This is a genomic window from Pseudomonas sp. NPDC089734, from assembly GCF_044748865.1.
Taxonomy (GTDB): domain Bacteria; phylum Pseudomonadota; class Gammaproteobacteria; order Pseudomonadales; family Pseudomonadaceae; genus Aquipseudomonas.
The window spans coordinates 47,014-58,717 of record NZ_JBIVGV010000026.1; the positions used below are offsets into that span (position 1 = coordinate 47,014).

Genomic DNA, 11,704 nt, shown 5'->3' on the forward strand with positions numbered 1-11,704 from the left:
CGATATGGATCAAGTCGATAACAGTCAGGATAAACAGTTCAATCATATGGCCGTGCGAGCGGGAGATATCATCTTTGTTCGTCCTCGTACATCCGGAATCGGCACGCTGATCCAATGGGGCAACGTCAAAGGGCAACGCATCCTGGCCAGCCTTCGCAGCACCGACAAGATTAGTCTGAAACCGATCATGCCCAAATTCTCACATGTGATGCTTGGGGCTGGGGATGGCCTCATCATTCACGCCGATGGCACAGAGGTCATACTCCAGGTCGTCTCCGACGCACTGAAGTTCAAGGACAGTACCTATGAGATTTATCGAAACCCTGGCATTTCCGAGGAAACAACGAAGAAAATCGCTGAGGCAGGCATTCATTACATAAAGCAAAAGTATGAGTTCACCCGATACTTCGGTGCGAGTAGCCCTCACGATTTCACCCAGTTCTGTTCAAGACTGGTTGCCCAGGCCTACCGCGTTGCCGGTATGCCCTTGAGCGAACTCCCTGACCATAAAGTGCTGCCCCTTGATCTTCACAGACGGTGCCAGCTACCTGACTGGCAAAACATCACCGCAGACTCACTGCTTTCGCCATTACCCCAAGGTAGTGCCCTGGAAAGCATGAACATCCCCATGATGGATGGGGCGCGCTCACTGCCAGACTTTCTCGATGAGAGCGATAACCTTCTGCTGAGCAGCCTCCAATTACAGGTAAGGATTGAAGAGGCGATACATGAAAGCATTCGCAACAACATGCAAGGACAAGACGTACTTACACACTTCTGCGCAGCTGAATTCAACAAGGTTCGACTTCTTCGCGATCAACCTGGATGTATGGATGAACAAGATGCCCAACGTATCGAGCGGGTGCTGTCCCAGATCGACAACATGTTGAGTCTCGCAGCACTGCCGGACCTGGAACTGTTGATCAAGGACAGCATGATCAATAGCGCCGACAGTACTGATCAACGTGGGATGTATGCGGGTCTCCCCACGAACAAGGAAACCAGGGACAGGGAAAAAGCGCGAGAAACGATCAGGTACCTCTCGTATCTGCTCATGATCGAAATTGGTCTTTTCAGCATTCTTGCCCAATATGATCAGAACGGCAGGCTTGCCCCGTTCAGAAAGGTCAACCCGACCTACGCAAGCGCATTTTTCAACGCCCTCCCTGATACATTAAGCGCAGCGCTCTACAACTCGGAGCATGTATTTCCATGGGTGACCAACCCGGATTTCCAGGCGACTTATCGAGTGGCATACTCAAATGTCATCAACGCCCTAAAATGCATCTACCCAGACAGGTGATTGGGGGATATCACTTTATTTCATACGCTTCAGTCTTATGACGAACATCGTCCGTAATAGCCTTCCAGTACTTGAGAAGGTCATAAGAAAAGAAAGATTGAATGAGCAATCCGGAGTGATTGTAAAAAGATGTCCTGCACGTTCCGTTTCTTCTGGAAGGATCGTTCGGCCAGACAACGCTGCAGAAGAATGCTGTGGGTTTAGCGTTACTGCCCGGCTCCCGTGCCCGGTAAATATAAGTTCGGGAGTTGTCAGCAGGAGCCGGGGAGTTTATGGGGTACTCGATCAGATCCAGATCGACCCGATCAACGGGCGTGCCGGTCTTTTCGTCGAGAGATAACAAGCGCTCTCCATGATCCGGGTTTCCCCTGGAGGAAATCTCTGTCCTGATCATGTGTTTTTCCCCCTTGCCTGCCGACCCCGTTCTGGGTGGGGTAAAGAGGAATCCCATATTGAGATACAAGGTCAGCTTATCGGCCTTTCCGGCCTGAATGGTGCCTGCTGTATACAGGTCGAACTCAACATCCCTAGGCAGGAGAAAGGTTGAGCCTGCAACTTGAACACTGTTCGGTTCGCCTTCGGTAATTCCGTGCGCAGCCCGGTACTCGGGGGTATTGATCCCGGGGGCTTCCTTGTTGCAGGCCGCCATGAACAAGAACAGGGGAATGAGAGCGAGACAGCGGCAGATCCTTGCATATGCGTCCTGAAGCATCGAAATTCCTTAGATTTTGTACGATCCGTATCCGCATTCAGTGATGCCCTGTCGAGAACAGGCACAGCCCCCCACCAAGCTGACCGAAATGTAATCCCCCCTGTCCGCTCGTTGTGGCATCTTCCCGCCTGAAAGCACGCAACTGACTGGATATGACATCGGCATGCACTCCAAAATATCAAGGCGATTTTTTGTAAAGGGGCTGACCGCCGGCAGCCTTCTGGGCAGCATCGGGCTTTGGCAAACCCCTGGCTGGGCTGTCACCCGCCCGGCCGGGCCGAATGTGCTGACCGGAACAGAGTTCGACCTGTTCATTGGAGAAAGCCCGGTCAACATCACCGGCACCCCGAAAACGGCGATGACCATCAATGGCGGCCTCCCTGGCCCGCTGCTGCGCTGGCGCGAAGGCGACACCGTGACGCTGCGGGTGAAAAACCGGCTCAAGGAAAACACGTCCATCCATTGGCACGGCATCCTGCTGCCCGCGAACATGGATGGCGTGCCGGGCTTGAGCTTTGACGGCATTGCGCCCGATGGCCTGTATGTCTATCGCTTCAAGGTCAGGCAGAACGGCACTTACTGGTATCACAGCCACTCCGGTTTTCAGGAGCAATCGGGGGTCTATGGCCCGCTGATCATCGATGCCCGGGAACCCGAGCCATTCCAGTACGAACGTGAACATGTGGTGATGCTCACGGACTGGACCGATGACGACCCGGCCAGTCTGATGAAGAACCTCAAGAAGCAGTCGGACTATTACAACTACAACAAGCGCACGGTGGGTGATTTCATCCACGACGTCAGTGAGAAAGGCTGGAGCAAGACAGTCGCTGATCGTGCGATGTGGGCCGAGATGAAGATGAATCCCACCGATCTGGCGGATGTCAGCGGTGCAACCTACACCTACCTCATGAATGGCCAGGCACCGGACATGAACTGGACGGGTGTGTTCAAGCCGGGCGAGCGGATCCGTTTGCGCTTCATCAACGGCTCGTCCATGACCTATTTCGACGTACGGATTCCCGGTCTGAAGATGACCGTCGTGGCCGCCGATGGCCTGCACGTCCAGCCTGTCAGCGTCGATGAGTTCCGCATCGCTGTCGCGGAAACCTTCGATGTCATTGTCGAGCCCACTGAAGAGGCGTACACCCTGTTCGCCCAGTCGATGGACCGCACAGGTTTCGCGCGCGGCACGCTCACCGGCAGACCGGGGGCAACGGCTCCCGTCCCGCCTCTGGACCCGCGCCCGCTGCTCACCATGGAAGACATGGGGATGGAGCATGGGCAGAGCCATGACAAGGCTCATGGACAGATGCCGGGCATGGATCACGGCAACATGGGTGGTCACGCCATGCATGGCATGAGCCACAGCCAAACGAACACGATGCAGACCCATCCGGAAACCGAAGACGACAATCCGCTGGTGGACATGCAGGCCATGAAGACGTCCCCGAAACTGAACGACCCCGGCATTGGCCTGCGCAACAACGGTCGTCGGGTGCTGACCTATTCGGACCTGCGCAGCACCTTCAAGGACCCGGACGGACGTGAACCCGGACGCACCATTGAATTGCACCTCACCGGCCACATGGAGAAATTCGCCTGGTCGTTCAACGGTGTGAAGTTCTCGGACGCCGAGCCACTGAAACTCAAATATGGCGAGCGCATCCGGGTCGTGCTGGTCAACGACACCATGATGACTCACCCCATTCACCTGCATGGCATGTGGAGCGATCTCGAAGACGAGCACGGGCAATTCATGGTCCGCAAACACACCATCGACATGCCGCCGGGCTCAAGGCGCAGCTATCGCGTCACGGCCGATGCGCTCGGGCGCTGGGCTTATCACTGCCATCTGCTGTATCACATGGAAATGGGCATGTTCCGTGAAGTGCGCGTGGAAGAATGAGAACCTCAATGAACAGAATCCTTGATCCCCTGCGCCTTTCCTTGCTGGGCACGGTCATGACGATCACTCCCGCCATGGCCTCTGACATGCATGGCATGGATCACAGCCAGCACGGCATGAACCACGAACACATGCCGTCCATGTCGTCGACCGACACTGAAAGCCGAACACCGGTCCCCGCATTGACCGATGAGGACAGAGCCGCCGTTTACACCAGCCATGCTGGCCATATGATCCATGATAACGCTCTCAACACCTTCACCCTGATCGACAAGCTGGAATGGCAGGATGCCGACAAGGGCAACACACTGGCCTGGGATGTCACAGGCTGGGTCGGCGGTGATGTCGATCGTTTGTGGATACGCTCCGAAGGCGAACGCACCGACGGCAAGACCGAAAGCGCCGAAGTCCAGGCCTTGTGGGGCCATGCGATCAGCCCATGGTGGGACCTGGTCGCCGGTGCGCGCCAGGATTTCAAACCGGGCGAGCCACAGACCTGGGCCGCCTTCGGGCTTCAGGGCATGGCCCTGTCCAACTTCGAGGCTCAGGCCACGGCCTTTCTTGGTGAGGGCGGCCAGAGTGCCGTACGCCTTGAAGGTGACTATGACCTGTTGCTGACCAACCGGCTCATCCTTCAGCCCACGGCCGAACTCAACCTCTATGGCCGAAACGATCCTCAGCGCGGCATGGGGTCAGGCCTGGCGACCAGCGAAGTCGGTCTACGGCTGCGTTATGAAATCCGCCGGGAGTTTGCACCTTACATTGGCGTGAGCTGGAACCGGTCTTACGGCAAGACTGCCGACTATGCCCGCGAAGACGGTGAGGATCGCAGCGAGGCGAAGCTGGTCCTGGGCGTGAGGATGTGGTTCTGACAGGCAGGTGTCCGTTTCTGCCATGCGTTCTGCCGTATAATCCCGCGTTTTACCCAGAGCACCCATCACGTGGCAAACAAACGGTACGCCTGCATCGGTCTTTACAACCCGAAATCCCCGGAAAACGTCGGCTCGGTGATGCGTGCCGCTGGCTGTTATGGCGCCGCTTCGGTCTTCTACACCGGCAAACGCTATGAACGAGCGAAGGATTTCATCACCGACACCAAGAAGATCCATCAGGACATCCCCCTGATCGGCATCGAAGACCTCAAGAGCATCCTGCCGCTGGGCTGCATTCCGGTTGCAGTGGAACTGGTGGAAGGCGCACGCGCCCTGCCCGAGTACACCCACCCCGACCGTGCCCTGTATATCTTCGGCCCGGAAGACGGTTCGCTGGATCAGGAGATTCGCGACTGGTGCGAAGATGTGGTCTACATCCCCACCGAGGGTTGCATGAACCTGGCGGCGACCGTCAACGTCGTGCTCTATGACCGCATGGCCAAAGGCAACAATACCCGTTCAGGCCCTCAGTTCGGCCGTGAAAAGCCTGACCGCTGACCACAATGCAGTGAACAGTTTCAGCGATGGGCAGTCTGTTTCGTTGAACCGACTCATCACATCATGGAGAGCCATCATGAGCGACACCCCGATCATTGAAAGAATCGACACTCCGCGGCTATCCACCCCTGTGCAGCAGAACGTCCAGGGCTGGGAGCGGATCGGCTCCCTGGCCACCGGCGTGACCCTGATGGGCAAAGGGTTGCGCCGAGGTGGTCTGCTGGGCCTTGTTCAACTGGCCATCGGTGGCGCGGTGCTGGCGCGTGGCATCACCGGGCATTGTTCGGCCAAGAGCCTGATCGAAAGAAGCCGCAGCAACCTGCACAGCGTCCGCTCGGATATCGAACGTGCCGGCATGGAGTTGAGGCACCTCAAGAACAATGCAGAAGAGGCCGCCAAGGCTTCGGTCATCAACGGCATCGATGCGCTGAAAGATCCCAAAGCCGGCGTCTGAATACGCTAGCCGGCGCGGAAGATCAGATAATCCTCCCAGTCATCCTCGGATACGCTGCTCTCACTGAGCATGCGGCCTGACTGGGAGATCCGCTCGTGATGCACCGCCTCGCGGTCACCACAGACCAGATGGTGCCAGAGGGGCAAATCCTTCCCCTCGCTGACCAGACGATAACCACAGGTAGGCGGCAGCCATTTGAACTCATCGGCCTGACCGGGAGTGAGCTGGATGCAGTCCGGTACGGACGCCCGACGGTTGCTGTAATCGGAACACTGGCAGGTTTTCAGGTCCAGCAGCTTGCAGGCGATGCGGGTGTAATAAACGCTGTTGTCCTCTTCATCCTCCAGCTTTTGCAGGCAACACAGGCCGCAGCCATCGCACAGCGACTCCCATTCCTGCCTGTCCAGCTGTTCGAGGGTCTTGCGTATCCAGAAGGGTTCAACTTTAGCGGCCATGGTTCGGACAAGGGTATCGACAATTGAAAAGGCCGTAAGTCTAGTGGCACATCCCCTGCGGGCCAAGCGTTGGCGACTACCGGTGCGCAAGTCTTGTCAGCAAGAAGGCAAAACAGTAGCGTTAGAGCGTTTTGTAACGTGTCAGCCCATGCCTGCCATGCGCCATGACTCACACATCCCTCTACAGGACCAGACCTACATGAGCAGTAACACTCGCATCGCCGATCACGCCATCGACCCACAGTTCACCCAGCGCTGGTCCCCTCGCGCCTTTACCGGTGAAAGCATTCCACAGGAAACACTGCTGAGCTTCTTCGAGGCCGCACGCTGGGCACCTTCCGCCTACAACTCGCAGCCATGGCGCTTTCTGTACGCTCGTCGCGACACGCCGAACTGGGAGCGTTACCTGGGCCTGCTCAATGAATTCAACCGCAACTGGGCACAACACGCTTCGGCACTGGTGATCGTCATTTCCAAGACCACCTTCACCGCACCGGGCGCGACCGAGGAAGGCCCGGCACTGTGGCACACCTTCGACACCGGCTCGGCCTGGGGATACCTGGCCCTGCAAGCGAGCCTGAGCGGCTGGTACACCCACGGCATGGCCGGCTTCGATCAGGAGCGGACCCGCAAGGAACTGAACATTCCGGAAGGCTATGACCTGCACGCAGCTGTCGCCATCGGCAAACTGGGGGATAAATCGACCCTGCCCGAATACCTGCAAGGCCGTGAAGTCCCGAGCCCACGCAAGCCCGTGACAGAACTGGCTGCCGAAGGCGATTTTTCGCTGTAGGTTTAAGAAAGCTGCAAGCTGCAAGCTGCAAGCCTCAAGCCTCAAGCCTCAAGCCTCAAGCCTTTGACTTGTAGCTTGTAGCTTGTAGCTTGTAGCTTGTAGCTTGTAGCTTGTAGCTTGTAGCTTGTAGCTTGTAGCCCCCCCTCCTCAATACCCCCGCGAAAAATCCACCTCCCCACGCAATGGCTCGCCAGCCTCAAAGGCCTTCAGGTTTTCGACGAACAACTCCATCATGGCCACGGGTGAGGTCGGAGCCGAGCTGTGCCCGGTCAGCAACAGGCCATAGGCGGTCCAGAAAGGATGGCGCTGCGGCAGAGGCTCCTGACGGCAGACATCGATCACCGCACCCGCCAGATACCCTTCCTTCAAGGCTTCGACCAGATCCGCATCCACCACCGCCACACCGCGACCGACGTTGATGAACAGTGCCGTGGGCTTGAATCGGGCAAACAGCTTCAAGTCATAGAGATCGTGGGTTGCAGGCGTGTTGGGCAACAGGTTGATGACGTAGTCCATCTCCCCCACCATCTGGTCCAGATCCGCCAGGGCTCCGACCTCGATGAAAGGCTCCTGGACGCGCGCCGACGAAGCCACACCGTAGACATCCACGCCAAAAGGCACGAGGAACTGCGCCACACGCAGGCCAATGTCACCCGCCCCGACAATCAACACCTTGCGACCGGACAGGCTCTGCCCCGGACGGTTGTCCCATCTGCGTTCAACCTGACTCATCAACCGGGCCAGCACTTCACGCTCATGGCCCAGCATGTAGGTCAACAGAAACTCGGCCATGACCTGACCGAAAATACCCACCGCCCTCGTCAGCCGATAATCCCTGGATACTCCCTCGACCAGCAGCGGCGTAATCCCCGCCCAGGTCGATTGCAGCCATTGCGGTTTGTGTCCCTGACGCAACAGATTGGCCAGCAGGTCAGGCTGCCCCAGCCAGACCGGGCATTCGCCCGCCATTCGGGACAGCTCGGCAGAATCGCCGCTGCTCATGACTTCCACGTCTGGCGCGGCCTTGCGCAACAACCGGGTATAGATGGGGTAATCGTGTTCGGCAATCAGAACGCGCATGCTTCAAAAACCTTAAAAACAGGACAGACAACCAACAACAGGTATCGCCGCTCGAACCCGCCGATATCAGAAGACTGGCGGGAAAAGCGGCATGACATGGCGCTATAGCGACTCAGACGGGATCATTGCGACGCAATAATTCTTCGGGCAAATGCTGGATGTATTCCTCTTCGGCAGGCGGCATTTGCAAGTGATAGCCCTGGGTGTCGAGGTTTTCCAGCACCTTGTTGATGTCTTCACGGGCCAGTGTGCGCTCGGGGCTGAGCACCAGATCGAACGCATGTTGAGGCGTGCCGAACGCCACCAGCAATTCTGCCGGTACGCGCTTGAGCACATCACTCTTGAGCACGTACAGGTACATCTCGTTCTTTTTCGGGCTGCGATAAATGGAGCAAATACGTTTCAAGACTGTTCTCCTGCATTGGCCAGGCTGTCGAGCAGCGCCTGGCCCATCAATTCACGGCGCCAGCCACGCAGCGAATCGGGCAATGTATAAGGGCCATCGGGGTAGCCACTCTTGAGCAAGACCTCGAGGGTCTTCTTGCGCAGCATCAGTTCGGGCGCCATCTCCAGCTCCTCGGCATACCGCTGGCCGATAGCCCGCAGCCCCTTGAGAATGCCGGCGGCCTCGATCGGCAAAGGCTCGGGCAGTGCCGGGGGCCATTGATCCGGAGGAAGGTTTCCGGATGTCTTGATCAGTTCCAGCAGAAACTCACCGTCCTGGCGCACGGTCCGGGGATGCATGTCTTCGATCCTGGCCAGTGCGCCCAGATTGTCAGGCTGGGTCCTGGCCAACGGCCACAGGGAGTGCTCGCGCACAATGCGGTTACGTGGCAGGTTGCGCGAACGCGCCTGTATTTCGCGCCAGGCACAGAGTTCACGCAATACCGCCAACTGGGCACGCGACAGTTTCCAGGCCAGCTTGGCGTCACGGTAAGTCTCGTACGGATCGACTTCGCGACGCAGGTTGGCAACCAGCTCGGCACCGTCCTCAAGCACCCAGAGGTACTTGTCGTCCGAAAGCCGAGGGCGCAACAAGGTGAAAAGCTCGGCCAGATGCACCGCATCTTCTGCCGCATAGCTGATCTGGGTTTCCGACAACGGACGCTGCAACCAGTCGGAGCGGGTCTCGCCCTTGGGCAGGTCGATGTTCAGCACCTCCTGCACCAGCCGCGAATACCCCATGGAGAACCCGATGTTCAGGTAGGCAGCCGCCAGTTGTGTGTCGAACAACGGAACCGGCAGGCTGCCCGTGAGGCGCAGCAGCACCTCCAGGTCTTCGCTGCAGGCGTGGACAACCTTGATGACATCAGGGTTTTCAAGCAAGGCGGACAGAGGACGCCAGTCGCTGATGAGCAATGGATCGATCAGCCAGGCGCTGGAACCGTCACCGATCTGCAGCAGCGCGGCAATCGGGTAAAAGGTATCGACCCGCATGAACTCGGTGTCGAGTGCAACAAATGGCAGCGACTGCCACTGCTGGCACTGCCGGGCGAGGCTGTCGTCGTCGCGAATCCAATGAATATCGATGGCCACACGGCTCTCCCTTCAACAATGGCGCGCAGTATATATCGCCACTGCGGGTTATCGCGCGTCTGTCCTGAAACTCTTGGCTATCTTCATGAAGATAGCCGACAAAGAGCAGCGGCGATTCCCGCCTGAAGGGATGGAGCCAGGCTTGTGCGAGCGGTTATCCGCCTCTCGCACTTCTGCACCCTGAAAACATGTCCAGGTTCGGGTCATAAACCTTGGTATCGACTTTCAACAGGCCCAACAGGGAATGAAAGAGATTGTCCTGGCTCAGTGGTGCATTACGTTCTTTGGCCAAGCATTCGGTGTTAACGGCAAAGGACTTCTGATAACTGTCGGACAGCCAGATCATCATCGGTACATGCTTCTGTTGATCGGGAGCCAGCAAATAAGGTGTACCGTGCAGAAACAGATTGTACTCACCCAATGACTCACCATGGTCGGAAAGATACATCATGGCGGTGTCCACTTTATCTTGACGGCTGCGCAGTACATCAATCAGCCGGGACAGCACATGGTCGGTATACAGCAGGGTATTGTCATAACCGTTGACAATACTGTCCCGACTGCAGTTATTCAGGGCATTGCTTTCACACACGGGCGTAAACTTCTCGAATGCCTTGGGATAACGCTTGAAATACTCGGGGCCATGGCTGCCCATTTGATGCAATACCAGAACAGTGTCTTTATCCAGGCTGTCGATAAAGTTTTCCAGCCCCTGCAGAAGTATCTCGTCATGGCACTCATTGTTGGCGCACAGCGACGGGTCCTTGAGGTTACTGACATCCTGGAAAGTCACCCGATCACAGGTGCCCTTGCAGCCCGACTGATTGTCACGCCACACCACTTCGATACCGGCACGCTTGAGTACATCAAGCAGCCCTTCCTGATTACGGGCCTTGGCCGCGTTGTAGTCCTTGCGCCCCATATTGGAAAACATGCAAGGCACCGACACGGCAGTCTCCGTTCCGCAGGAGTAGACATCCGTAAAGGCCACCAGACCGTCCTGTTTATTCAGGTTTGGCGTGGTGTTGCGCCCATAACCCAGAATGCCGAAGTTCTCTGCCCTGGCACTCTCCCCTACCACCAGGACCGTCAGGGAATTGCGGGTGTGGGTCGCCCAGTCCGCAGAGCGCTTCGCATCTTCGCCCAGCTTCAGGAATGGACGCTGGGACGAAACGATCTGCTCGCTCAGATAACCGATCGACGCCCCGATGTAGTTGCTCGGCACGACCATCAGGCGCAGCTCGTGGTGATTGCGGAACAGTGACGACAACCCCTGATAGTTCGCCAGCGCCACGCCCCCTATCGACACGGAGCAGATAAAGCAGACCACCACCTTGCTGAACAGCTCACGGTGCCAGCGACGGTAGCGGATCGGCGTATGCCACAACAACGCGGACGGCAGGACACCCAACAGAATGATGTAAAGCGCCAGTTTCAACGACAACAACCCCTGCACTTCCGTAGGGTTGGTTTCTGCGAAGTTGCGGAACATGCCGGCATCGATCATGACACCGTACTCATTCATGAAGTAGGCGACGCCGGCACTGACAAAAAACAGGAACATCAGAACGGGTTTCAATACCCGCCGAAATGAAAACAGGGTCAATACAATATTGAACACACAGAAAACCATCACACCAAAGGCAATGCGTATGGCAATACCTTTACTGCTGCCCCCTGTAATTTCAAAAAGATGCTGCCAGACATTGGTATTGAAACCGAATAATAAAAAGGCACTGGCAATCAGCGTTACAACTTCCGGACGAACGTCTTTTATTTTCAGCATGTACAGTCTGCTTGGGTTATTTCTTTTATCGAGTAGAGGTAGAACCAGACGGCTCATCCATGCGCAGACTTTAGGCAGGATTCTATCAATTTTTTGTGAAAATAAAGCCAAGACCAGGTCGAATTAAACTTATTTCATCGTCGGAAATTTTGTAAGCGCTCCATAAACCCCACATTCAAAGCCGCTGCTTGATCACGGATGCTGTGCTCCCGATTTCTTTCTGGAGCCCGCCAACCATGATGCGTC

General features: G+C 56.8%; 12 protein-coding genes. 6 read left to right on the forward strand and 6 right to left on the reverse strand.

What is annotated here, in order from left to right; translation table 11 throughout:
• The first annotated feature begins 4 nt into the window (after positions 1-4).
• The gene (locus ACIPY9_RS23330; protein ID WP_400707202.1) at positions 5-1,303 is read left to right on the forward strand and encodes a YiiX/YebB-like N1pC/P60 family cysteine hydrolase; all 1,299 of its coding nucleotides are present in this window, start codon (positions 5-7) and stop codon (positions 1,301-1,303) included.
• Positions 1,304-1,313: 10 nt separating this feature from the next.
• On the opposite strand, the gene ACIPY9_RS23335 is transcribed toward ACIPY9_RS23330, so the two are convergent.
• Positions 1,314-2,015: a hypothetical protein gene (locus tag ACIPY9_RS23335; RefSeq protein WP_400707205.1), complete on the reverse strand. Its 702-nt coding sequence runs from the start codon at positions 2,013-2,015 to the stop codon at positions 1,314-1,316.
• Positions 2,016-2,178: 163 nt separating this feature from the next.
• Between ACIPY9_RS23335 and ACIPY9_RS23340 the strand changes: the two genes are divergently transcribed.
• The 4 genes from ACIPY9_RS23340 (at position 2,179) to ACIPY9_RS23355 (ending at position 5,808) form a co-directional block, all read left to right on the forward strand.
• Positions 2,179-3,924, forward strand: coding sequence for a copper resistance system multicopper oxidase (locus tag ACIPY9_RS23340; protein WP_400707208.1), 1,746 nt, complete (start codon positions 2,179-2,181; stop codon positions 3,922-3,924).
• Positions 3,921-4,796: a copper resistance protein B gene (locus tag ACIPY9_RS23345; protein WP_400707211.1), complete on the forward strand. Its 876-nt coding sequence runs from the start codon at positions 3,921-3,923 to the stop codon at positions 4,794-4,796. The genes ACIPY9_RS23340 and ACIPY9_RS23345 overlap by 4 nt, the downstream gene beginning before the upstream one ends.
• 69 nt (positions 4,797-4,865) lie before the next feature.
• Positions 4,866-5,354, forward strand: coding sequence for an RNA methyltransferase (locus tag ACIPY9_RS23350; RefSeq protein ID WP_400707214.1), 489 nt, complete (start codon positions 4,866-4,868; stop codon positions 5,352-5,354).
• A gap of 76 nt (positions 5,355-5,430) precedes the next feature.
• Positions 5,431-5,808 carry a DUF2892 domain-containing protein gene (locus ACIPY9_RS23355; protein WP_400707217.1) on the forward strand — a complete coding sequence of 126 codons (378 nt, stop codon included), beginning with the start codon at positions 5,431-5,433 and terminating at the stop codon, positions 5,806-5,808.
• Between the two features lie 5 nt (positions 5,809-5,813).
• Here ACIPY9_RS23355 and ACIPY9_RS23360 read toward each other — a convergent pair whose 3' ends face one another.
• Positions 5,814-6,263 carry a YcgN family cysteine cluster protein gene (locus ACIPY9_RS23360; RefSeq protein ID WP_400707219.1) on the reverse strand — a complete coding sequence of 150 codons (450 nt, stop codon included), beginning with the start codon at positions 6,261-6,263 and terminating at the stop codon, positions 5,814-5,816.
• A 199-nt stretch (positions 6,264-6,462) separates the two neighbouring features.
• Here ACIPY9_RS23360 and ACIPY9_RS23365 point away from each other — a divergent pair, with 199 nt between their 5' ends.
• On the forward strand, positions 6,463-7,056 hold the full coding sequence (locus ACIPY9_RS23365) for a nitroreductase family protein (protein ID WP_400707221.1): 594 nt from the start codon (positions 6,463-6,465) through the stop codon (positions 7,054-7,056).
• Positions 7,057-7,203: 147 nt separating this feature from the next.
• Here ACIPY9_RS23365 and ACIPY9_RS23370 read toward each other — a convergent pair whose 3' ends face one another.
• The 4 genes from ACIPY9_RS23370 to ACIPY9_RS23385 form a co-directional block, all read right to left on the reverse strand.
• On the reverse strand, positions 7,204-8,136 hold the full coding sequence (locus ACIPY9_RS23370; protein ID WP_400707224.1) for a D-2-hydroxyacid dehydrogenase: 933 nt from the start codon (positions 8,134-8,136) through the stop codon (positions 7,204-7,206).
• A gap of 112 nt (positions 8,137-8,248) precedes the next feature.
• On the reverse strand, positions 8,249-8,542 hold the full coding sequence (locus tag ACIPY9_RS23375; protein ID WP_400707227.1) for a YcgL domain-containing protein: 294 nt from the start codon (positions 8,540-8,542) through the stop codon (positions 8,249-8,251).
• Complete coding sequence (gene rnd, locus ACIPY9_RS23380; RefSeq protein ID WP_400707230.1) at positions 8,539-9,672, reverse strand: ribonuclease D; 1,134 nt, start codon at positions 9,670-9,672, stop codon at positions 8,539-8,541. The genes ACIPY9_RS23375 and rnd overlap by 4 nt, the downstream gene beginning before the upstream one ends.
• Before the next feature lie 154 nt (positions 9,673-9,826).
• Positions 9,827-11,458, reverse strand: coding sequence for a phosphoethanolamine transferase (locus ACIPY9_RS23385; protein ID WP_400707233.1), 1,632 nt, complete (start codon positions 11,456-11,458; stop codon positions 9,827-9,829).
• Between the last annotated feature and the right edge of the window lie 246 nt (positions 11,459-11,704).

Coding starts and splice junctions, on each gene's coding strand:
- ACIPY9_RS23340 (WP_400707208.1), top strand. CDS start 2,179: ATGCACTCCAAAATATCAAGGCGATTTTTTGTAAAGGGGCTGACCGCC.
- ACIPY9_RS23335 (WP_400707205.1), bottom strand. CDS start 2,015: ATGCTTCAGGACGCATATGCAAGGATCTGCCGCTGTCTCGCTCTCATT.
- ACIPY9_RS23365 (WP_400707221.1), top strand. CDS start 6,463: ATGAGCAGTAACACTCGCATCGCCGATCACGCCATCGACCCACAGTTC.
- ACIPY9_RS23355 (WP_400707217.1), top strand. CDS start 5,431: ATGAGCGACACCCCGATCATTGAAAGAATCGACACTCCGCGGCTATCC.
- ACIPY9_RS23360 (WP_400707219.1), bottom strand. CDS start 6,263: ATGGCCGCTAAAGTTGAACCCTTCTGGATACGCAAGACCCTCGAACAG.
- ACIPY9_RS23345 (WP_400707211.1), top strand. CDS start 3,921: ATGAGAACCTCAATGAACAGAATCCTTGATCCCCTGCGCCTTTCCTTG.
- ACIPY9_RS23370 (WP_400707224.1), bottom strand. CDS start 8,136: ATGCGCGTTCTGATTGCCGAACACGATTACCCCATCTATACCCGGTTG.
- ACIPY9_RS23385 (WP_400707233.1), bottom strand. CDS start 11,458: ATGCTGAAAATAAAAGACGTTCGTCCGGAAGTTGTAACGCTGATTGCC.
- ACIPY9_RS23330 (WP_400707202.1), top strand. CDS start 5: ATGGATCAAGTCGATAACAGTCAGGATAAACAGTTCAATCATATGGCC.